We start from the raw sequence: 24,003 nt of genomic DNA, 5'->3' as shown, positions 1-24,003 counted from the left end.
AAGGTGCTTCCTTGTTATCCCTATTATGATCAGTCATGTCGCTATTGTCAATGAATCCATCGACATCCCTCCGACGCAATCCCGGCACCAGAGCAAGCAAAGCTGCCCAACGTTAAGTCGGATTTACATAATATTAAGCTGCAATTTATGTTTCAAAAATAATCCATCCCTACAATAAACATGATCACAACATAAAGGAGAGAATTATATTGAAAAGAAAATGGATTGGTCTGGGCACCGCAGCCATTATGGTTTCTTCTTTAAGCAGCCCCGCAGTTGCACTTGCCTCCGAATCTTTCGATTTAACCATCATGCACTTGAATGACCATCATTCGCATTTGGAAAGTCAAACTTACGATCTTAGATTGGACTATGACGACGCGCAAGATGACGAAAAAGTACGCTTGGAGTTAGGCGGCATGTCTTACATATCGTCGTTGATTAATGAATACAAAAACGACGGCTCCTTGTATTTGCAAAGCGGCGAAGTGAACGGAACGCTATATTTCAGCCTCTACAAAGGCGAAACGGACATGATGGTGTTAAACGCCTTGCAGCCTGATGCTTACATGGTGGGCAACCATGAGTTTGACGAGGGCGATCAGCGCCTTGCCGACTTGTACGATATGGCAACATTCCCGATCTTATCGGGAAACATTAAACCGACTAAAAAATCCCCGCTCTTCGGAAAACTGAACAAGCCGTACATGATTAAAGAAGTAAACGGCGAGAAGGTTGCCATTATCGGCGTTGTAAAAATTGAAAAAACAAAGGAATCCTCGCTTGTTAGCGACGATGTTGATTTTATTAACGAAATCGAGTTTGTTAAGTCCGCCGTTGAAGAAGTAAAGGAGCAAGGTATCAACAAAATTTTGGTACTGAGTCATCTGGGTTATGACTTTGATCAGGTTTTGGCAGCTGAAACCAGCGACATCGACTTGATTATCGGCGGAGATACTCACAACTTGCTAGACTCTTCGGGTGCGATGCAAGATCTTGGGTTGCCTGTGACCGGCGAATATCCAACGGTTGTTACAAATGCGGACGGCAAAGACACTTACATCGTCCAAGCATGGGAATACGCCAAGGTTCTGGGTAAAATTGATTTGACATTCGATGAGCAAGGCGAAGTCATCAGCGCAGCAGGGATGCCCATTGCTCCCGTTAACGGTCCTTATCAGATTAACGTAGACGGTAAGTGGGTTGACGCGGACGAAACTGCATTGGCCAAAATCAAAGATGCGATTGCGAAAAGCCCGGTTTTGGTAGAGGGCACTACCAATCCTGTTGTGGAGGAAATTATTGAACCTTACCGGGAAGCGGTAGAGGCAGAGATGGCGACCGTCATTGGCACTGTGAAAGAAACTTTGACCAACGATCGTATCCCCAAACCTTTTACAGCTATGAAAGATGCAAACGGCAGCTTTGCAGCACAAGTTGTTGCCGACTCTTTCTTATACGGCTTGCCGCAAGCTGACCTTGCCATCCAGAACGCTGGCGGCGTCAGGTCCACCTTTTTACAAGGCAATTTTACAATGGCCGACGCCTACACCATGCTGCCGTTTTCCAACACAGTGACTACGCTTAAAATAACCGGCGAAGAAGTAGTCAATGTTCTGGATGACGCCATTCGCTACTCGCAGGGCATCACACAATCCACCGGCGCCTTTCCTTATGCGTCGCACTTGCGATATGACGTTTATTTAAACGCAAGCGACAACGTCAAGAGCGTATATAACGTAGAAGTAAAAGATAGAAAGACAGGCAAGTGGTCTCCCATCGATAAGGATAATTCTTATGTTGTAGTTACAAACTCCTTTACGGCTCTTGGCAAAGACGGCTATGTCACGTTTGAAAAGGCTATCGAAAGAGATCCAAATGTAAAGGAAGAAACTCACATTGAATATGCCGTACCGCTTGTTGAGCTGTTTACAAAATACCTAAACGGCGGAGAGCTTGTTAAACCGAACGCGGACAGCTACTCCATAAAATCGGTAAAAGAATGGCAATCCGAACCATCCGAAGAATCGGAATCAACCGAAGCGCCTGACGGCGAGTCCACGGATCCAGCAGATGAAGTAAAAACATATACGGTCGCAAAGGGAGACACTCTCTACAGTATTGCGAAGAAAACCTTAAAGGACGGAAAACGCTGGAAGCAGATTTATGAATTGAACAAAACTACGATCAAAAATCCGAACTTCATTTATCCAGGACAAGTCATCGTACTGCCGTAAGGAAAAAGCCGCTCTTCCGTATTGGGAGAAGCGGCTTTTTTCTGTTTTGAAGTCCACTACACTAACCACCCGCGCTCAATTGCTTTCTCCGTCGCCTGTTGACGGGTCTCCACACTCAGCTTTTGAATAGAGAGGGACAAGTAGTTGCGGACGGTGCCCTCCGTCAAAAACAGCTCCTTCGCAATTTCACGGGTCGATAACCCCGATCCGGATAATCGCAGCACATCCCGCTCCCGCTCGGTCAACGGGTTGTCCTCCTTCAGAAACAACGCCGCTGCCAAGTCGGTGCTGACGACTCGCTCGCCTTGCATAACTTTGCGAATGGACCTAATTAAATAATCGATCGGCTCATCCTTAAGCAAATAGCCTTCGACCTTCAAATTCATAGCCTTCTGGAGAAACCCGGGACGTGCAAAGGTCGTGACGATAATGATTTTGACGGATCGACCCTCTTGCCTAACGATCTCCGCCACCTCCAGCCCCGTCCTGCCCGGAATCTCAATATCAAGCAGACAAACATCCGGCTCATGACTGCAAATCGCATCATATGCCGCCAAGCCGTCCTCCGCTTCAGCAACGATCTCCATATCTTCCTCCATAGCGATCAAGGCGGATAATGTTCCGCGCAAAAGCTTTTGATCCTCTGCAATGACAATTCGAATCATGTTGACGAAACCCTCCCATTGCTAATTAACGGTACCTGCAACACGATAATCGTTCCTTCTCCTGGAGTTGCCGATAGATTTGCTTCACCTTGCAGCATAAACATCCGCTCCTTCATGGATGGAATGCCGTTGCCCGCTCCCTGCTGCAAATTTCCGTTCCCATTGTCGCTTACCTTAACGATGTAATGCTCTCCGTCCGTGCATAGTACAATGGTACAGCGGCTCGCTCCGCTATGCTTCATTATATTGGTTATAGCCTCCCTCACGGAAATCGACAGCATCGTTTCCGCCACATTGGATAATGGCGGCATCGCTTCTCTGCGCCAATCGGCAGCAAGTTCAATGCCGACCTTGCCGAGCATGTCCCTCGATAATTCAATCTCCTTCTTTAAGGATATAAACTTCATATCGCTTACAAGTTCGCGAACCTGCTTCAAGGCATGGCGAGAGTTATTTAGAATATCATGCAGCTCATCCTTGGCTTTCTGGGGATTTTTATCTACCAGCCTCATGGTAAGCTCGCTTTTCAGCTTGATCATGGTCAGCGTTTGTCCAAGCGTGTCGTGCAAATCTCTGGCAATTCTGCTTCGCTCTTCTTCCTTAATATAACGTTCCAGATGGGCATCGGCGAGTGCCAGCTTTTCTTTTAGAACGCTTGCATTTTCTCTTGTATGCACCACAATCGACAAGGCAAGCTGAGCCACCATAACGGGAAGTCCCAAGGTGGCAACAAATGCAGCCGGATTGTCCGCATCCAGCCAGCTGAACAGAGCGAACATCGCGACAATGCCCGCCATTCCTCCGGCAATCATTCCTTTGCTGCTCGCTCTTCCCAGTAAATCAGCAAATACGAATCCGTATAGCAGCAGCCAATTGCCGAAATAGCTGCCCATTACCGCAAGCAACATACATCCGATAAGACAGGCGCAAAGCAGCCTCCAGTCCCGATGCCAGAGCGCGGCATAATAACAGGCCAGGAACAGCAAAAGAAAAGCCAGTCGCCCCCACAGAAGCACGTCTTCCTCATGAAAGAGCACCCGATAAACGAGCACCATGATGATAAAAACATCAACCATCAAATATCTTTCGATCTGATCGGCAGGATATATTTTTTTCAGCAAAACAAACCCACCCACTCCATTATTAGTTCCGATTATGACTTGCTTATCAGACCGGAAGCGAACCTTCTCGCGGATTCCATAGGACCCAGCCTGAATCGCTTCAGCCATAGAGTTGCAAAAAGAATCTGAATACAGCTTACGGCAATCCATAAGCCGGCAATCGCCGCGGAATTCACCTTGCCGCCTAGTCCGAACCCCCATCCGTAGAAAATGACGGCACTCATGACATTTTGCATCACATAGCAGCTTAACGACATTTTACCTACCGCTTCAAACTTGCTCCACAACCACCATTGCGAGTACATCTCATACAGCTTCGCAATCAATCCTAGATAGGCAAGCGACATTAGCGGCGCAAACAAATACCGGATGGGCAAATCAAAATATCCGCCCGGCACAAAAATCAGCAAATTAAGCGGAATACCCGCATAAAGACCGATGCGAAGAAGCTTTCGCCGATGCCGTCGCCCCCGCTCATCCATAGCAAACACGCCCGACCTCATCAGACGGATCCCTAGCAGGAACAAAAACAGATTCATAGGAATGACAAGAATCGCCTCGGAGCGCAGCGGCAGAAAATTCGCAAGCCTGTTAGCTGCCTGTTCTTGCCAATTGCCTTCCCTATATAATAACACGGTCTCCTTCATGTCCCCCATGGAAAAATGAGCGCCAGAAAACGCAAGAGTTACGAAGTAAAATAGAATAAGCAGCATAACGGTTCCATGCAAGCCACCCACTATTTTCATGGCCAAATTAATCGCCTTGTCACCATTCTTCACGATAAATGCAGCCAAAATCGCGGTTATGCCGTAGCTCATCAGAATATCGTACTCCATGACAAGTGTAAAATGAATAAACCCCTCCGCCAATAAAATAAGGGAAGTCCATATATACATGCCAGGCCACGCGTGTCCTTTTCTCAACGTCTGCCGATACTTCATCTCCAGTCCTACCCCGAACATAATGGTAAGCAGCCCGAGCAGCTTTCCATTAACAAGAAAGAGGACAAACACTCGAATAAAATCCTGAATTGAGCTCCACCATTCTGTATTTGTAAAAGTAAACATATAATTCACGTCGCCCAGATGGGCAAACAACCATATATTCGTGCCAAGTGTTCCGAGCACAGCAAATCCTCGCAATATGTCCAACAGCCTTAACCTGCCAGCCGCTTCCTTCACAGTTATCATCCTTTCGCACCCATACGTTGCCTTTATCATATATCCGGACTCAACCAGTGAATATTCACAGCAATCAGCAAATTAATATGACAGTGTCATAACGCTTACTAATCATTTGCAGAACATTTTACACTCCACTATAATGATAAAATTAGACCACATTCCATGAAAGTGATGATACCATGCAACTGAAGAAATTAAGTCGCGATCTGTTGATTTTGATGTTAGGCTCTTTTTTATTTGCGCTAGCCGTCAATGTGTTTATTATTCCCAATGAGCTCGGCGAAGGCGGCGTAACCGGAGTAACGATCATTTTATATTATTTGTTCGAGTGGTCGCCAGGTTTGGTGAACTTGATAATAAATGCCCTGTTGCTCCTATTCGGGTACCGATTTTTGGACAGACAGTTAATTGTCTATACGATTATTGCAGTATTGTTCAATTCCTTGTTTCTTCATTTGACGAGGGATTGGAGCATTGCTTCAAACGAAATGATCGTCAATGCTATATTTGGCGGGGTATTGACCGGCATCGGCATCGGGATCATTATCCAAGTTGGCGGAAGTACGGCGGGAACTACCATTCTCGCCCGTATCGCTAATAAATACTTAGACTGGAATATTAGTTATGCTCTGTTGTTTTTCGATTTAATTGTTGTTTTCTCCTCCTATTTTATTATTGGTGCTGAGCGCTTGATGCTCACCATTATTATGCTTTATGTCGCAACTAAGGTAATGGACTTCATTATTGAAGGGCTTAATCCGAAAAAAGCAGTTACCATTATTTCCAATCATCAGGATCAAATTGCCGAGCGAGTGACGCTTGAAATGGACAGGGGCGTTACCGTGCTTCAAGGAAAAGGCTACTATTCTAAAGAAGCGAAAGAAGTTCTATATATCGTCATTACGAAACAAGAGCTCCCCAGTCTGAAGAAGATAGTAAAGGCTACCGATGCGGATGCCTTCCTAACGATTCATGATGTTAGAGATGTGTTCGGCGAAGGTTTCATGAAGCTGAGCAAATAGGCTGGCTTAGATCAAAAACAACCGGGCAGTTCGTCTTGCGACGATCATTGCCCGGTTGTTTTCATGACAGGTCTGTTCCCGCTGTTAAACGAATTAAAAAATTTTATACCGTATCCGTATCTTCCAAGAATAATATCGACTTGCCTTCTTTGATATCCAAGTTCACTTCCAAATAGCGACAGCCGAACCTTTCCACCTGACGCAAACCAATTAAACTCGCATCGTTTGCGGCCGGATGAAGTTTCACTTTGTCCGTTACATCAGCCAACAAAATCGCCAGGCTCCGAACAGGCGAACCGGACTCTATTATTACTTCCAGGACACCCTCCCGTTTGTTCAGACACTTTATCCGGACTTGTCTTCGCAGATGAAACCACTGCCCAATTTGTTTGCTGGTCCACCACGCTATTCCTCGTTGCAACCCGTATTGCACAAGCTCAACGAGCATCTTTCCAACCCGATCCTCGTGCTCGATCCCTGCCGCCGGATGAAATAAAAAATGACCTATGCCATTAACGGCGATTGAACGCTCCAATAATGCCCGCGCCTCCTCGGCTGTACAACGGTTCTCCATAGGCGGATCCCACGCAAGCGTAGGCACGCTTAGCGTGGATAGGAGACGATTCTGTTCCGTCGCGCTGATCGGCAAATAGGGATGGCAGGTGCCAACCAAAAAACCTTTGTTGCCCTGCTTCGTTCCTCCGCGGCTTTGGTCGACGCCAATTCCTGCCCGCTCACACCACTGATAGAACTGGACATCTCCCTCCCAACGCAAATAATGATTTTTATTGGATACGATGTCCTGATCGGGAAACTGTTCTTTTAACATGGCCAGTTGAGCGTTGAAATGTTGTTCCGACCACCCGGACTGCGGAATATCTGTCCCCATCGCATTATAATGCAGCGCCACTTCATGGCCTTCCATGACAATTTGCCGATTGACCTCCTCCTCGTAACCGGGCATAATAATACACCAGGTCGAATTGATCCCGGCTTCCTTCAGCCTTTGCAACATGCTCCTTGCATGCGGCGCTGAATTCAAGTCCGTGTCATGAGAAATAAGTCCGATGCCATCAAGTCCGTCAGGCCAAAACCAGGTTTGCGCCAAATTGAATTGCAGCTTGCCGGCCAGCATATGTAAAATGCGTATCCACACAATCCGCCACTCGTCCACGACAGGATGCAAGTAGTAAGGAATCCCGTCTTGCACCGAGCGGTTGCGATCCTGCTGCCAATCCAGTACACAAGCATCATCCGCTTTCAAAAAACCTTCATCAAGAGGCGCTGAGCCATCAGGAGCCGGATAGCCATCCCGATATACAGGAACCCCCTGTTGAATCATATAGAAAGTTTTCATCAGATTGACCGTTAACAACGCGGCGTAACCCTTGCCTACCTTACGGATCGTAAATGCGGGATCAGGCCGGGTCAGCCCGTTACGTTGCACTGTCACCCCCCATGCTTGCACATCCGCAGCCGAAACTTCCATGCCGATTGCCTCGAAAAAGTGAAACGAGCTTTGCAACCCTTGAGCCAGAGGCGCATCGTCCCACCGAATCCAGCCTTCGTTCACCGGTTCGAGCGTTGTAACTCCCAATAAATCTTGCAAGCCATACATGTTCCCGACAGCAAGCAAACCGTTGCCTTGTTCGCAATAATCGATACATCCCCTCGCCCATTGTTCGCTTTCCGTGCTTCCTATAACGATTGTAAGACCGGACGGCTGTTGAAGCAGCCATTGTTTATAATCCCATTTCTCATAAGATAGTCCGATATAATCCATCATCTCGAATAAATAGGTCGTAAAGTCGTGCCTGCCTTCACTCCATGCCCGCTTGCATTCGGTTTCATTCCATACAATGTGCAGCATCGTAACTATTTCCTTCTTTCTCGTTGTGATCTTTGGGCCATTGAATCGAGCAGGGAGCAGAATAATCTGCTCCCTGTAAAAACGTTAGTTTCTACGAGTGAAAGGAAAATCCGATCTTGCCACGTTCGAAATGCGGACTTCATCTATAAATCCGCTGAAAATATTGCCGCCTCCCCAACCGTTCGAATCTCTGCCGATCGCCAGCCACTGGTTATCGGTTTGAATGGTATATGTGTTCAATCCCGACAGCGTAGTCGAGGCTTTCAGCTCCCCGTCCACATACAGATTGATCGTTCGGGTCGCAGCGGAATACGTCATTGCTACGTGATGCCACACCCCGATCGACAACGGGCTTGTCGACACCGCCGTTCGCAAACCGCCATCGACATAGACCGTTGCGACCAAGGAGCCGTTGCCATCCCCGACCTTCAGCCCGTATGTGTAGCCCTTCTGCAATAAATATCCTGTGCATGGAGCGCTATTGCATTTCACCCAGCCTTCGATCGTCAATTCATCCGTTATATCCAGACTGTCGCTGTCCTCTACCCGGATATAGCCGGTACCTCCGTTCGTCGTCAGCGCATCGCCGAACTTGCTGGAGGTCCACTGAGCAGTTCCCGTAACGGCGCCGTGGTTCGCGCTGCTGGAGGAATCATTCAGCACTCCCCCCTGACCTTCATCCGCATGAATCAGCAATACGGTGTTGGCGTCAGTCGCGTATGGCTTGTTCAATGAGAAATCCGATCTTAGCACGTTCGAAATGCGGACTTCATCTATAAATCCGCTGAAAATATTGCCGCCTCCCCAACCGTTCGAATCTCTGCCGATCGCCAGCCACTGGTTATCGGTTTGAATATGATAAGTATTCAATCCCGACAGCGTAGTCGAGGCTTTCAGCTCCCCGTCCACATACAGATTGATTGTTCGGCTCGTAGCGGAATAAGTCATCGCAACATGGTGCCACATCCCGATCGACAACGGGCTTGTCGACACCGCCGTTCTCAAACCGCCATCGACATAGACCGTTGCGACCAAGGAGCCGTTGCCATCCCCGACCTTCACTCCGTATGCATAACCTTTTTGCATTAAATATCCTGTGCATGGAGCGCTATTGCATTTCACCCAGCCTTCGATCGTCAATTCATCCGTTATATCCAGGCTGCTGCTATCTTCCACTCGAATATAACCGGTTCCTCCGTTCGTCGTCAGCGCATCGCCGAACTTGCTTGAGGTCCAATTAGCAGTTCCCGTAACCGCACCATGGTTTGCATTGCCGGAAGAATCATTGAGCACGCCTCCTTGACCTTCATCCGCATGCAATAACAATACGGTATTAGCGTCGGTCGCATAAGCTGCCTCGCCGACAATAACATAGTTGCCGATTGTCTGGAAGCTGATCCCTTGGCCGTTCACTTGCACGATTGCGGCGGAAGGCGCATAAACTTTTAAACTTTCGGAAACGGGCAAGTTCAACGAAGTATCGATCTCCAGTGCCGTTCCGTCATAGACCACCGTCAAGTTTGCCGCCATATGAGGCGAAAGAACGGTAACGAGTTCATCCCCGGTCGATGTATCTTTTAATACAGAGCCATTTGCGAGCGACATGCTGAACAGGTTCCCGGTCGCGTCTTTGCGAATAAAAGCGACCTCGGCATCTGTTGCATATTCGCCAAACGTCTTATTTTCGCTGTCCGGCTCACTAAGCGCGATATAATCGGTTCCTTCGCTTCTGCTCACCGTCATCGCAGAACTTTGCGAAGCGGAAGCCGGACTGCCGTTTATCGCGACGGGCAATCGAGTGACGGTGACGGAGGGAACGGCTCCGGCCGGACTCGGATACATGACAAAGTCCATATGATCCGGGAGGTTTGCGGCTTGTTTTACATATTGCACTTGCGGAGCAGCATGCTTGTCCACATAGAGAGGACTATACCACCCGCCGATTTGCGGGAAATCGCGAATGGTATCGGAAATCCGCACGTCATCCACATTGCCGGATAGACTGTTCCCGTAATAATCCGTGCCGATTCGCAGTTCAAAGTCGCTTGCGTTAATCGCATAACTGCCTAACCCTTGCGGCAATACAATCGTTCGTTCTTTCTCTCCGTTGACATACAAGTTTAACTGCCTCGTCGATGCCGAATAGGTCAGCGCAAGGTGATACCATTGATTAGGCACAGTCGCCCTATAGGACTGAATCGTTCTGACAGCTCCATCCACATAAACCCAGGCAGTTGGCAAACCGCCTGTATCTACGATTGCCAGACCGTATGCATTCCGTTTATTGACGCCATAATTCAGTCCTTTTGTACCATCCCACTTAAACCATCCTTCAACCGTTATTTCATTCGTAATGTCCAGACTGCTGCTGTCGGGGACACGAATATAATTTGTTCCATTTACCGCGACGCTGTCGCCGAACTTTCCGCTTTCCCAGTTCGGTGTTCCAACGAATGTGCCATTGTTGCCATAGGATGAAGAATCGCCGGCCACTGTTCCCGTACCCTCGTCGAAACTCATGAGCAGACGGGTATTCGCATCATTGGCATAAGCAGAGGCAGGAGGTGCCGAATCTTGTCCTTCCGCATAACTGACTGCAAGCCCGGAAGGATCGACAGGTATAATTTGAAGATTGGCATCCGAAACGTTAGTAGTCGTTGTCACTTTCGTAATCGGATCGATCGATATGCCCATCGGCTCGAATTGAAACCGGTTCTGAAGTGTATGAGTGCCTGTCCCCGCAACGCGATCCCGTATGATCCAATAATCCGGCTTGGCGAAGAAGATCGCTCGCTTCTGAATGGCGCTTTTATCCAAAGCCGGCCCGTATCCTTCGGCATATTGCCCGCTGGCATAATCGAATCCGGTACCGCTCAGCCAGCTTGTATCGGTGACAGGAGCCGTTACCGCGAACGGACCCGAGCGGCTGCGGTTCTGTCCCAATCCATCTACCATCATCGTATTGTGCGCAACCGTAGAAGCAAAGTATCGGGTCCACTTGTCCCCGTCATAGGTGAACAGCCCTGGATCGGAAATAAAGTTTTTGCCGTAGGCGGACAGATCGAACGACAGCTTGTCCTCATGATAGTGGGAAACGCCCATCGGGCCGGCATCGAGCGCCAGATATAGCGCGTTCGCATCCCATCCGCTCCTCATGACGTATTGGCCTGCATAAGGGAAGCCGTATGAAGTGTAGGCGGGTGACAAACCTTCCGTTCCTTTGGTTGCGACATATTTCATATCCTGGCGATTGAATAAAGCCGCCCCCTCCAGCAGTCTGCCACGCAACAATGTCCGATTGCTGTCATTGATCAATGGCGCTGTTCCATCCGGCTTCGCGATGTACATCAGATACTGATACATTTTTTCCAAACGGTCCTTGTATGAAGGCGGGAAGTTATTCCACTGATTCAGTTGCTCCAGCCTGTATGGCGTCAGAAATCCATTCGCGATCGTGGCTACCTGATACAAAGTGGTTAATTCGATTTCCGCGCCATCGGGATAAACCAGATTTTGGATCAAGCTGTTCAACATCGCGACACTATAGCTCTTCCATTGCGCGGAGGATTGAAACTCGGGAAACAGCACCGCAAATTGATACAAGTCGATCATTTGGGCGATTGCTCCATTATCCCCGGTTTGATGACGATGACGCAGGTCCTCCGCCTGTTCGTACATGGATTTAAGCAAGGCTACGAGCGCTTCGGAGGTGAGCGAGCTCGAATCTCGCACGCTGTTGAGCAGGTTAATCCAGTTCTGCAATCGAATTCCTTCCGTTAGCGATTGCCAACCTGGGTGGACAACGGCGCTGATCGGCGATTCTTTCGCATATGCGGGATCGGAGGCAAATTCGTTTTCTCTGAAATGGTTATCCTTATACCAATCCAGCATGAGATCAATCGTCTCTTTTGCGTAGACTTCTTCTCCCGTATACCAATAAGCGTCGGCAAGCGCGCCAGGATAAGGCGAAGGTCCCGTCAGGGCAAAGCTGTCCTTGACGATGTCGGCAATCACAATGCCGTCAACTGCGCCGGTAAATATGTGGCTGGATGACGAGGCGTCTCTTCCGATTGCCAGCGCATTTGCGCTGTTGTTAATTTCGTACGTATTCAGCCCGGCTGGCAAAACCGTCGTTTGATTGAGTACGCCATTTACATAGAGCTTGATTTCTTGCGCAACCGCAGAATAGGTCATTGCCACATGATGCCATACGCCGCTGGTAAGCGCCTGATCGGCCACCGCTTCCCGCCATTGACCGTCTACATAGACTCGCGCCGCCGGATGGCCCGATCCGTTGACCACTTGCAGGGAGTAGGCGTTGCCCTTATGAATGCCGTACCCGTCATAAGAGGTTCCGTCCCACTTAAACCAACCTTCCATGCTTAATTGATCGGATAAATCCAGACTGTTGCGATCCGATACCGTCACATAGGTGCCGCTATTTACGTTCAAGCCGTAGTCAAACTTGCCATTCGTCCATGCCGGCGTACCCTGGATCGCGCCATGATTCGCTTTGCCCGATGCATCGCTCGCAATCGCTCCTGCATTTTGGTCCAAGTGGAACGCAAGCATGGTCGTCTCCGCCGGGGCGGAAACTGCGAAATAATTTTTTACGGCAAGCGTGGAAGTGGAACCGTCCGGCGCAAACGCCGCCCAGTTTACATCGCTGCCCATGTCGAATCGCTGGCCGTCTCTCTGCGTCAAATAATGCTCCCGCATAAGGTCCGCCATGTAGGTATCATAATGAACATCTGCCGGCGGTCTCGCTCCGTTGCGATCTCCCAATTGCAACGGCGCTGTTCTGGCCTTATAGTAGGCTAGCAAATTCGCTTTGGCGAGCTCCGGATCGTTGGCTTGGACAGCCGACTTTACACTCGCCAAGCCCGGAGCATCCAGGTTTAATTTGCTAAAAAATTCGCTGTCGGACATATAGGCATGAATAGTTTCAAATCCGGGATTCTGAACCAGATTCGTGGTTGGCGCTTCCGCGCTTGCGACCGAAACATCATCGAACCAGACGCTGCCTTGACCGGTTTCCGAGACCAGCTCGATTCGTACTTTGGCTGTACTAACCGGAATCGTGAGCGTAGCGCTGATCAACTGCCAGTCATGGTCGCCGGATTGCCCGACGATCGTTTGCTGCGAATCGGCATAATTCGGAACAGGGGCGCCCCATCTGCTCAAATACATAACGTTTATCTTCGGCGTTCCTGTATACCCGCCCGAAGTTTTATGCCATACCTGGAAAACATACGATTTGGAGGTTGTCAGCGGAACCCACGGCTTGTCCAGCACAACATAGGTTCCTGTCGATGCATTTCCGGTCATCAGATTGGAACGGGTTCCCGATTTTGAAGTCGAATCGACCAGTTCATTGGTCCCTCCGTTCACATTTATCGACCACTTGTCGGGAATATTCGTCCACGTTTCCGGACTGGGCACCCAGGCAAATGCAGAGTATGCGAATAAGATGCTTAACAAAGCAGATACGATTAGGGCTGTTGCCGTTTTTGTCATATCTCTTTTCACTTTCAACACCTCACACAATGATTTTAATGGAACATTATGTCATGTCCGTCCGATTCCTTGAAATACTTTGACGATGCCGGTGATGATTTCCTCCAGATCCCGTGCTTGCAACATCGCGCTGACAGGCAGGAACAGCGTGCGATTTACAAGATCCTCGGCACGCGGGCACATATTCTCCGAATAACGGACCGGCTGCTTGAACGGATAATGAAATGGATTATGACGGGCTTCCGCAGTACGCTGCCAAAAAATTTGCGGAAAACGATATACCGCTTTACCGCCGTATAACAGGAATGTCCGAATATTCTCCGCTTCCAACGCATGATTGACCCGCTGCGCCTGGACAGCCGAAGGAACAATGATTCCGAGGCTGTATCCGATATCGCCATCCTTATCGACGTCGGAACGAAACTGCACATCAGGAAGCGCGGCTTCCAGCGCATGGCGAATCGTTCGGTAATTCGACTTCATGGACGCCAGAATGCCGTCCAACTTGCGCCACTGTTCAAGCAGAACGGCTCCTGTCAGTTCGCTCATTCGGTAATTTTGCCCGCAGAAAGCGTTGATCTCCTCGTCCCTGTCGCCGAAGCCATATCGACTCTGTTCTCTAAACTGCCCTTGGTCGTGATAACGCACGGCCCGCTCGAACAATGCCGGTGAACGGGTTACGATCGCGCCGCCTTCTCCAGCGGTCAGCAGCTTGTTCATTTGAAAGCTGAATACACCAATATCCCCGATTGTTCCTCCTGGCTTTCCGCGATACTGCACGCCGCATGACTGGGCGACATCCTCGATAACGGGAATACCGTATTGACGGGAAAACTGCATCAAACGATCCATCTCGCAAGGATGTCCCATCAGATGCACGGCGATGATCGCTTTAACCTCTTCGTCGTATACGCGTTCCAGATCATCGACGTTTATGTTCAAGCTGTCGTCGACATCAACAAACACTGGAACCGCCTGACAAGCGATCACCGCGCCGGCTGTAGCGATAAACGTAATCGCCGGAACGATCACTTTATCGCCATAACCGACGCCTAGCGCTTTCAACGCGGTAATCAGAGCCGCTGTACACGACGTCACCCCCAGTGCATACGGCGTTTGCAGACGGGCTGACATTGCATCCTCAAACATCGATACAAACCCTTGGACATTGGGACCATAATAACGAAACGGAGAATGCCCTTGTATCACTTGCGCGACACGTTCTATCTCATCTTGATCCATTGCCATCGCCCCGGGAAAGTGAGGAGGAAGCGGCTCCATTCGCGCCGGCTTTCCCCCGTTTATGGCCAGTTTTTTTACTCCGGCTTCATCATGATTCGAGGGGAATTTATCCTTTGACTGCACCGATCATTACCCCTTTTATGAAATATTTCTGAATAATGGGAAACAGGATCAAGAGAGGAATAACGGAAATGATAATGGTCGCGTATTGCAAACTGACTTGTGCGTATTCGTTAACGGCCTCCATCCTTTGGTTTTCCATCAGCGAACTCGTACTAATTACCATATCTTTAAGTACTACCTGTAGAGGGTATAGCACTTTCTTATTTAAGTAGATAAGCGGAAGAAAGTAACTATTGTAATGATACATGGCAAAAAATAACGACAATGCTGCCGCGAGCGGTTTGGATACCGGCATGATGATTTTAAACAAAATACCGTAAACAGATGCCCCGTCAATCATCGCGCTTTCTTCGATTTCTTTCGGAATCGCCTGGTAGAAAGTAATCGTCATAATAATAAACACGCTGTTGATGGCTACTGGCAGAATAAGCGCCCACATCGAGTTGTACAAGCCGAGCTTGAGAATCAACAAGTAATTCGGAATAATGCCGCCGTTGAAAATCATTGTAAAAACAATGACTTTCATAAACAGTTTGCGGCCAAAAAACTCTTTTTTGGAAAGGGGATAGGCCGATATCATCGTCAACAAGACGCCTACCGCAGTGCCGATCACCGTATATTTTAGAGTATTTAGAAAAGCAAGCCCAATCGTGCTGCTGGACAGCATATACGAATAAGATTTCAGATTAAATCCGCGAGGGAACAGGAATACGTTGCCTTGCATAACCTCTATCCTGGCGCTTAAAGAAATGGCCAGCATATAAAAAAACGGGAATAAAATAGAAATGCACAGCAGGCTCAAGAGAGCGACATTTATACAATCGAACCATGTTAATTTTTTTTTCAAGATGTTCCCTCCCTTCACCAAATGCTTACTTTGGATACTCGTTTGCTGAAGTAATTCGCGGCGAACAGCAGCAATAAAGAAATGACCGACTCAAATAATCCGACTGCGGAAGCAAAACCGTAATTCAACTGCTGGATGCCTACCCTGTACACATAAGTTCCGATTACATCCGATACTTCGTAAGTGGCCGGCGTTTGCAGCAGCAACGCGCGTTCAAACCCGATCATGATAAGGTTTCCGACTGTAATGATCATCATCACCGCAATCGTTGCGGAAATGCCCGGCAGCGTGACATGAATGATTTTTTTAAATCTGTTGCATCCGTCGATTTCCGCCGCATCAAACAGATCCTGCGATATTCCCGTAATTGCCGCGACAAAAATAATGGAGTTATACCCTAAATGCTGCCAGTTCAACGTAAAGATATAAATCGAACTAAACCATTCCGATTGCGCCATAAAATATTGAGGCGAAATCCCGATCCATCCGATCATACGATTGATTAGACCGCCGTCCGGCGACAGAAAGCTCCAGGCCATGCCGCTGACCACAACGATAGAAATAAAAAAGGGCAGGTAGCTGATGGTCTGAACCGACTTCTTAAACCATTGGCTTCGCAATTCGTTGAGCAACAGCGCGAACACAATCGCGATCGGATAAGTGAGGACCGACAGCAGACCGAGTGCCAAGGTATTTTTCAGAATGACTAAAAAGTCGGGATTGTTAAAGAAATTGATGAAGTGTTTGAAGTAAATAAATTCGCTTCCGGCAATTCCCTTTGAAATTTTGTAATTCTGAAAAGCAGTGACGTTCCACAATACGGGCGTGATCTTAAAAACAGCCAAATAAATCAGGCAAGGTAAAAATAAAATCATTAAATGCCTGTCCCTGTACAAATGCCGCCAGCGATGCATCCTATCATTCGATTTAGTCTTAACGGTATCCATCTCTCTTCCTCCAAGGCGGATCGAGCGGAAGTACGACAATCGCAAACTCCCGCTCGATTATTCAAGCCTTTCTAAAGTGATTACTGGTTGTTGTATCTTTCATATGCCGTATTGTAAATATCGACCAGTTTCTTATAACCCAGGCTTTCATTTTTCTTCACCCATGAATCCCAACCATCAATCGATTCGGTACCCATAATGACCTTGGTGGAATATTCAAAAACCGCTTTCAGCAGCGCATCTTCGATAGGCGTTTTTGTCGAAATTTCATCTTCCGTAAAACTCATGACCGGTTGTTCTTCCTGCCAGAACGGATCTTGCAGCAATTCGACGGCTTCCATATATTTCGGAGATACGTTTTTGGTAACGCCTCGCGGGTCCGACCTATTGAGGAAACCTGTCATATTCAATCCATACGCTATCTCGAGCTCCGTTCTATTCAACGCCTTGCCCTGCAGCTCAGGATAACTGATCGTGCCATCCGGCTCCACCTTGAATGTAACGTCTTCAACACCCATGGAAACCAAAGTGCTGCCAGACGGGCTATATAAGTAATCAATCAGCTTTAATGCATCTTCTATATGCGCTGATTTGGCGGACACACTGATGCCGAAGTCAAGCACTCTGGCTTCAGCCATGACCTTTCCTTTAGGTCCCATAAAGTAACCGGGAGAAAGCTCAAATCCTGGTATCTTCTCGGTCGCGCTGTTGACAAGCGAATCGATTCGGCAGAAACAGCCTTGGAATACAAAGCCGGCGTCCGGTTGCAAGATAAGCGAATCAAATCTGTCTGCCCTGCTGGTCATAAATTCGGGATCCATCAACCCTTCTTTATAAAGCTTGGCCAAATAGACGAGCATATCTTTATATTCATCGCTTATCGGCCCATATTCCCATTGGTTACCCCCGTCCGGCACAAACATCTTGTGGAATGTACCCCAGCTTTGGCTGAACAGTTGAACGATCTCCTCGCCATAATAGTTAATCAACGGATAGCTGTCGGGATAAATCTCCTTCAGTTTTTTCAGCGCTTCGTAATATTCATCGGGGCCGTTAGGCAAAGCAATATTGTGTTTATCGAAAATATCTTGGCGGAATATCATGCCGTAATTGACTTTCGGAGAAATCTCATGAGCCAAATAGTTAAACGTATACAGATTGCCGTCCGCATTCCTGAATGACTTCATTATCTGCGGATTTTCTTCGAGCACCTTGCTGTAGTTCGGCAAAATATCCAGGTATTGATTTATTGGCACAAACATGTCCTCTCCAAGTCTGCTGATCAATGTCCCTGATGTCGCCCCCACAATGTCCGGCAAGCTGTTCGATGCAACCAACAATCCAAGCTCTTCCGTTGGATCGGTTGACTTGTACCTTTCAATTTGCATATTCAAGTTTGTTCGCTTGGCCAATTCTTGGGTAAAGAAATTTTCCGGCAGCGGGGAATCCGGATTCGTTGTCGTAATCGCCTTCAAATTTTTGCTTGCTTGCGCAATCGGCAGCGCCAACCCTCCGGTATCGCCATAATCAACAACTGGCTGATCCGAAGGCTGCGATGCTCCTCCGTCTGTTCCCCCCGAAGTCGGCGGTGACGTCTCTTGTTGCTCCGCCGAATTGTTACTGCATGCCGCCAATATACTCACCAGCATAAAAACCATAACCAGCAACACCGTAAAGCTTCGTTTCCTCATCTTCAAAATGGTAGACCCCTCTCAATGTTTGATCGAGTTATGTTGGTTAACAACTCACATCAAACTATACATAAACATGGGGTAAACGAAACATATCTCAATTATTAGATGGGTTATCTTATTCTCGTTTTTCATATAATCATTCGAATTTAGGGCCTGTATTTCCCTATTAAATAAAACAAAAGAGGCGTTTTCACGCCCCTTCAAGGATTTATTCCATTCATCTTCCGTTACTTTTGTTTAAAACGGTCAAATGCGGCTTGCTTGATACGAATCTCCTCTTCGATCCCCAGCTTGTGCAACGTATGAATGTACTCCTCAAATTTATCCAACGACTCAATTCCCATAATGAATTTGTTCAGCATCTCATCTTGATAACGAAGCAGATCCGTCATAATCGCAGCTTCCTGCATTTGTTCTTCCAGCGTCAAGGACAGCATAGGCAACAAGCGGTTATGATCGGCTTTCAACCAATTCTCCTTGGCCTCGATTTGCTCCGGAAGCGCATTATATTGCGAATAACCTTCCGCGCTGTATTCGAAAGGCGCTGCCGAACCCATTCTCGTATACTTGGCCAATGCTTGACTTACAGGCAGATGATCAGGGTTGCGCAAAATCAGATCCGTAAACACCGGCTTGTCGTTCACGATTGTATAACTTTCCCCTTCAATACCGAAATTGAACAGAAGATGTCCTTCCTGACTGTAGCCGTAATCCAGCCAAGCCGCAATTTTTTCGGGATTTGGAGCGTTAGCGGAGATGGCGGCACCGAAACCTTGGTATTTATCTTGCTTTTTGGCAATCACTTTATCTTCAGAATGAAGCTTTGGGAATACCACGCCCATGAGTTCAAATTCCGGATGTTTATCTTTCATCATGGCCGAATATTTCCCGATGCTGCTCGCAACCCATCCATTAAAAGCACCAACCTGATTGTTTTTGACTTTGGCGTCCATCACGTTGATATCCGTCGTCAAATAATCCTTGTCAATCAAACCTTCTGCGTACCACTTGTTCAATAAGGCCAAATACTCCTTAAATTGCGGTTCATACGGGCCATACTTGACTATTCCATTATCCTGATAAAATTCCGTCGTAATGCCGAATGCGCCAGCGAACGCATAGCTGATAAAAAATGTATCCTTGTTGTATATCAACGGAATTTCATCTTGGATACCATTGCCGTTAGGGTCTTCATCCCGGAACGCAACGAGCATGCGCTCCCATTCTTCTATGGTCGTGGGCGGCTGCAAACCGAGCTTATCCAACCAATCCTTGCGAATGATCAATCCATTAAATACAGAAAGACTCGGATCGTCGGCAATCGTCGGAAATGCGTAAATATTCCCTTCGTCCGATGTAATTAATTTTCGGATGTCCGGTTTTTTCTTCAACAACTCGGACAAGTTGGGAGCATATTGGTCAATCAATTCGTTTAAGCGAATAATCTTTCCATCCCTGATCAGCTTGTCCGGTTGCGCCATGGACCAGTTCGAATCAATAACATCCGGCAGCGTCCTTGATGCCATAAGCATCGTTAAATTAAATTGATCCGTCTGCTGCTCCACGGTATGGTGTTGAAACTGCACCTTAGTGCCCGTAATCCGCTCCAATTCCTTGTACATACCCATTTCATTATAACTTTTCAACACCGCATGTTCTTCCGGATTCATGGCAACCCAATACGTAAGCGAAGACGGATATTTCGAAGGATGAGCGGATTGAAGCCGGTCCGAATAAGGGACATCCGCGCCATCTTCTTCCGTGGTGCCAGCGCTTCTATTGAACAGGACATATAAGACAAGCATCGCAACACACAACAACACTACCGCAGCGCCTTTCTTCCAGTGCAGAGCCATCAACCGTCAACCTCCTCCATCATATTCGTCAACCGGCTCGCTATTTCTCTGTACTTCCCAGGCGTCACGCCTTCATGTTTCTTGAATAACCGGACAAACCCGATATCGTTGGCATAACCGATCTTCCCGGCGATTTCCGCCAGCGTAAATGATTGTTCGATCAACATTTTTTTAGATTCTTTTATACGAACTTCAGCAATAAAATCCGATATTTTTTCCCCGCTATGTTTTTTGAAGTATGTGGAAAGGTAGGATGGGGTGATTTGAAAATGATCGGCAATGGAGGCTACGCTTAAGTTCGCATCTCCGTAATGATGTTTGATATATACGACAATTCGCTCATACATTTGATCCTTATATTTATTTTTTTCCTCCTGCATGTGTCTGCAAATGTCTTCATACAACGCTTTGATGAATTGCAGCATGTCCATTGCGGTCGCGCAGGCGGACAACCTCTTTACGAGTTCCGACATATCCTCATACGCATTATGTTCGTTCGTCTTCAAACCATTCCTCAGCTTTAACACCGAGCTCAACAAATCGTAGAACAAACATTTCCCAAGTTCCGGCGATATATCGCCCAACAGAAAATTGGTTTCATAGATTTGATCAAGCATTTTCTCCACTTGATGATAATCTCCGCTTTTGGCATAGTTCATCAATTGAACTTCCGTTTCTATAGCAAACTGATAATCACGCTGCTCCAGACCGCCAAGCTGCTCGTAATAGATCCCTTCATCGGAATCGAACACCAGCCGGGAATCGAACGCAACAAGGGCTTCGCGATAACATCGTCCGATTTCCGTCATGCCGGGATGAAATTGACTGACCGCGATCGTAATTTTCAGCTTGAAGCGTTGCTGCGCATAATTCTTCAAATTTCTGACGAATGTATGGCGGTCGGCCAAGGTTTGATCGTCGGGAGCGGAAACATTGAACAGTATGCCCAGTCGATTGCGATCCATCTCTACCACGTAGCCGTCTTCACCAATCAATTCTCGACTTAAATTGGAGAGAATGAATCTGACTAGCGCCCACTCCCGCTCTGTATCGTCCGCAACGAACTGGCTGCAATCATCGATTTCAATAATATGAACGCTAAAATAATTCTTCTTAAAATGTACGCCCATGAACTGCAGCGCATCCTCGTTGACATCCGACACATCCACGTAGCCTTTAATCAACCGCGCAAGAAAATTGGCTTGAATCACGGGCGTTTGCTGCGTTACGGTTTCCTTTAACAGATTTTTCTCTTCAAAAGTATTGGAGATCGCTTGCTTAATAAAATCAAACTCGTTAATGGCGAGATTTTTTGTGTAATTGTTTTCCTCCATAATCGTTTTGACCACATCGCGAATGGGATTATAATTGCGCCTTGCCAACACGATGGAAATAATGATGCCCACAAACAGCAGCAGAAGAATGAGTGATAACGCCCAGTTCTTCAACATGATAATTTGCTTCAATACGACTTTCTTCGGCAAGACCGAGATATACTTCCACCCGTTGTTATCCGTCGTATGACTCAGGATCATCGATTCATTATTTTGACGGAATGAGCTGTAACCGCTTTCCATGTTAATCAATGGAATGATTGCCTTATTCAACTCGTTCTCTTTGGACGTTGACATAATAATTTGTTGATGTTCATCCACGATGTATATATCACTGTGGTACAGTTTCTCTATCTGCTCGATCAGTTGGTCAATCTCCTGCTCGTTGATCAGCATGACCAAATAACCCGATATATTGGATGTTTCCCCGATCGGAAGCGATTGAACATATGTAATGACCCTGCTGGTTTTCTCTTTCTCCCTGACCTCGGCAGAAGGCAAATACGTTCTAAGATGATCGCCGGTAAACAGTTCCCTCTTGACTTCCTCCGTGCTTTTCCCTGAAAACCGGAATATATCGTCGAAATACATGTTCAAATCTGCTTTTCCTGTCGCCGTCAAGATAGAGTCCGTGTTTTTGAAATAAACAAAAAAGTGGCTGATAAAGCTGTTCGTATTTGTAACACTACGAATACTGTTCATAATTTCCAGAAGATTGATTTGATTTTGGGCGTACTCTTCGTCTATATGATTTAATGACCATTGCAGCTTGGGGTCGCTTGCGAACTGCAAGGCGATCTTATCCACTTCGTTGAAGCGATTCTCGGTAACGAGCTTGACCTGCTCCAATAGCCCCAAGTTGGCCTTATTTTCATTGATGATCATTGTATTCTCTACCCGCTGGAAAATGTATGCCCCGATACAAAGCGGAAAAAGCAAAATAACGATATAGGAAATAAGAAATGTTTTGAAGACGCTCCTTCGGCGACCCTTATCCATCCATTTCATAAAACGTCCCCTTCCATGTATAACTAAAATAACATGGCAAACAAGGAGATACAAGGGATTGCGTCAATGCCGGGTAAGCTGGTGTCCAACGCAAATAACGCAATGAAAAGACCACCTCCGTTTTGCTCGATAAGGTGGTCTTTCATGCCATTTCTCTACTTATTTCCTTGCTTGATTGGAATTGTCGTATCACTGCCGGGCGTCTAGAATCCGCGCTTGCGCAGCCATTTCTCGCACAGCCTCGTCCAGGTTTTAGTTTCTTGCTCATGCAATGCCAAGCCGAGGCCGTGACGGCCAGATTCGTATATATGCAGGTCGTAAGGCACGTTATGCCGGCTTAATGCCGTTGCAAACAACAGGACATTTTCCACGCGGACAACCTCATCGTCTGCCGTATGCCACAGAAAAGCTGGCGGGGTTTTGGTGTCGATGTGTTTTTCGTTTGACAAGTACTCTCTCCATTCGGGAGTATCGTTACTCCCTAGCAGATTTGCACGCGATCCCCTGTTAGCAAACTCGCCGAACGTGATGACCGGGTAGCACAGAACCATAAGATCCGGCCTGCAGCTCATTCGTTCGATCGGATCGCTGGATTGCTTGTCTCCGTTGTCGTAATGAGTCCCCGCCGTTGAGGCAAGATGGCCGCCGGCGGAAAAACCGAGAATGCCGACACGGGTCGGATCGACTCCCCATTCGCTAGCACGGTGGCGTACTAGCCGAATCGCACGCTGCGCATCAAGAAGCGGTACCGGATGGCGATAAGGCGAGACGCGATAATGCAGCACGAACGCCGCGATCCCGATGCTGTTGAGCCATTCCGCAATCGGGCCTCCCTCATAATCCGCCCTCGTTTCGTAGCCGCCGCCCGGACAAATGATAAGGGCTCCAACAGGTACCTTCCCTTTTAATAAGTATGGAACCAGCCATGGGCAATTTTCTGTTTGATCTCCCTGTGCGTAAGGAGCGCCTCCCTGCCAAATCTCTACAACCAATTACTTCACCTCTTCACAAATTGCCTTCTATCTGTAGCGTTTAGGGAACTATAGGGGTAAGCTTAATCCCCACTGCGCACTTATAAGGTAACCAAAAGTTGATGCTGCCGCTCCCGCTTGTCGCCGTGAATGTAAAGGACTGTCGAATAGCGGAGGCAAATTGCCAACGGCTTGCTTCATACAAATCCGCTTGATATTGCACTCCCGGAGTTAATCCGCTGAAGGTGACGTTCGCGTTGTCTCCATTTCCTGAAGTATTAACGATCCAGGCCACCGGATTCCCGCTGGCATTAATCGCGGCTCCGCCGAGGACGGTAGCACTTCCATTCGTCCATGACAATCCT

General features: G+C 47.6%; 15 protein-coding genes. 2 read left to right on the top strand and 13 right to left on the bottom strand.

The window, feature by feature from the left end:
- The first annotated feature begins 209 nt into the window (after nucleotides 1–209).
- A complete protein-coding gene (locus B1748_RS00075; protein WP_087565823.1) occupies nucleotides 210–2,237 on the top strand; it encodes a 5'-nucleotidase C-terminal domain-containing protein in 2,028 nt (675 codons plus the stop codon).
- Between the two features lie 56 nt (nucleotides 2,238–2,293).
- On the opposite strand, the gene B1748_RS00070 is transcribed toward B1748_RS00075, so the two are convergent.
- Genes B1748_RS00070 through B1748_RS00060 form a run of 3 tightly spaced genes read right to left on the bottom strand, consistent with a single transcriptional unit; the run spans nucleotide 2,294 to nucleotide 5,204 of the window.
- On the bottom strand, nucleotides 2,294–2,902 hold the full coding sequence (locus tag B1748_RS00070; RefSeq protein WP_087565822.1) for a response regulator transcription factor: 609 nt from the start codon (nucleotides 2,900–2,902) through the stop codon (nucleotides 2,294–2,296).
- Nucleotides 2,899–4,023 (bottom strand): sensor histidine kinase, encoded by a 1,125-nt coding sequence (locus tag B1748_RS00065; protein WP_179215286.1) that lies wholly within the window; start codon nucleotides 4,021–4,023, stop codon nucleotides 2,899–2,901. The genes B1748_RS00070 and B1748_RS00065 overlap by 4 nt, the downstream gene beginning before the upstream one ends.
- Nucleotides 4,024–4,055: 32 nt before the next feature.
- The gene (locus B1748_RS00060; protein ID WP_373271238.1) at nucleotides 4,056–5,204 is read right to left on the bottom strand and encodes a DUF418 domain-containing protein; all 1,149 of its coding nucleotides are present in this window, start codon (nucleotides 5,202–5,204) and stop codon (nucleotides 4,056–4,058) included.
- 182 nt (nucleotides 5,205–5,386) lie between these two features.
- On the opposite strand from B1748_RS00060, the gene B1748_RS00055 reads away from it, so the two are divergent.
- The gene (locus B1748_RS00055; RefSeq protein WP_373271234.1) at nucleotides 5,387–6,229 is read left to right on the top strand and encodes a YitT family protein; all 843 of its coding nucleotides are present in this window, start codon (nucleotides 5,387–5,389) and stop codon (nucleotides 6,227–6,229) included.
- A 103-nt stretch (nucleotides 6,230–6,332) separates the two neighbouring features.
- Here B1748_RS00055 and B1748_RS00050 read toward each other — a convergent pair whose 3' ends face one another.
- From B1748_RS00050 to B1748_RS37190, 10 genes are all read right to left on the bottom strand, one after another.
- Nucleotides 6,333–8,099, bottom strand: coding sequence for a polysaccharide deacetylase family protein (locus B1748_RS00050; RefSeq protein WP_087565819.1), 1,767 nt, complete (start codon nucleotides 8,097–8,099; stop codon nucleotides 6,333–6,335).
- Between the two features lie 84 nt (nucleotides 8,100–8,183).
- On the bottom strand, nucleotides 8,184–13,628 hold the full coding sequence (locus tag B1748_RS00045; protein WP_087565818.1) for a LamG-like jellyroll fold domain-containing protein: 5,445 nt from the start codon (nucleotides 13,626–13,628) through the stop codon (nucleotides 8,184–8,186).
- Between the two features lie 39 nt (nucleotides 13,629–13,667).
- Entirely contained in the window at nucleotides 13,668–14,981 is a 1,314-nt protein-coding gene (locus tag B1748_RS00040; protein ID WP_087565817.1) for a DegT/DnrJ/EryC1/StrS family aminotransferase, read from the bottom strand.
- Entirely contained in the window at nucleotides 14,965–15,828 is an 864-nt protein-coding gene (locus B1748_RS00035) for a carbohydrate ABC transporter permease (RefSeq protein WP_256975453.1), read from the bottom strand. The genes B1748_RS00040 and B1748_RS00035 overlap by 17 nt, the downstream gene beginning before the upstream one ends.
- A gap of 14 nt (nucleotides 15,829–15,842) precedes the next feature.
- Complete coding sequence (locus B1748_RS00030; RefSeq protein WP_087565816.1) at nucleotides 15,843–16,775, bottom strand: ABC transporter permease; 933 nt, start codon at nucleotides 16,773–16,775, stop codon at nucleotides 15,843–15,845.
- A gap of 80 nt (nucleotides 16,776–16,855) precedes the next feature.
- Nucleotides 16,856–18,466 carry an extracellular solute-binding protein gene (locus B1748_RS00025; RefSeq protein WP_256975470.1) on the bottom strand — a complete coding sequence of 537 codons (1,611 nt, stop codon included), beginning with the start codon at nucleotides 18,464–18,466 and terminating at the stop codon, nucleotides 16,856–16,858.
- 230 nt (nucleotides 18,467–18,696) lie between these two features.
- A complete protein-coding gene (locus B1748_RS00020) occupies nucleotides 18,697–20,325 on the bottom strand; it encodes an extracellular solute-binding protein (RefSeq protein WP_087565814.1) in 1,629 nt (542 codons plus the stop codon).
- A complete protein-coding gene (locus tag B1748_RS00015; RefSeq protein WP_087565813.1) occupies nucleotides 20,325–22,667 on the bottom strand; it encodes a helix-turn-helix domain-containing protein in 2,343 nt (780 codons plus the stop codon). The genes B1748_RS00020 and B1748_RS00015 overlap by 1 nt, the downstream gene beginning before the upstream one ends.
- A gap of 203 nt (nucleotides 22,668–22,870) precedes the next feature.
- Nucleotides 22,871–23,659 carry an alpha/beta hydrolase gene (locus B1748_RS00010; RefSeq protein WP_087565812.1) on the bottom strand — a complete coding sequence of 263 codons (789 nt, stop codon included), beginning with the start codon at nucleotides 23,657–23,659 and terminating at the stop codon, nucleotides 22,871–22,873.
- Nucleotides 23,660–23,699: 40 nt separating this feature from the next.
- A partial coding sequence (locus B1748_RS37190) for a hypothetical protein (protein WP_218781606.1) occupies nucleotides 23,700–24,003 on the bottom strand: 304 nt, incomplete at its 5' end.

Origin of the sequence: Paenibacillus sp. MY03 (assembly GCF_002165585.1) — a bacterium.
Taxonomy (GTDB): domain Bacteria; phylum Bacillota; class Bacilli; order Paenibacillales; family Paenibacillaceae; genus Pristimantibacillus; species Pristimantibacillus agaridevorans.
This window is presented reverse-complemented; position numbering and strand designations above follow the sequence as displayed.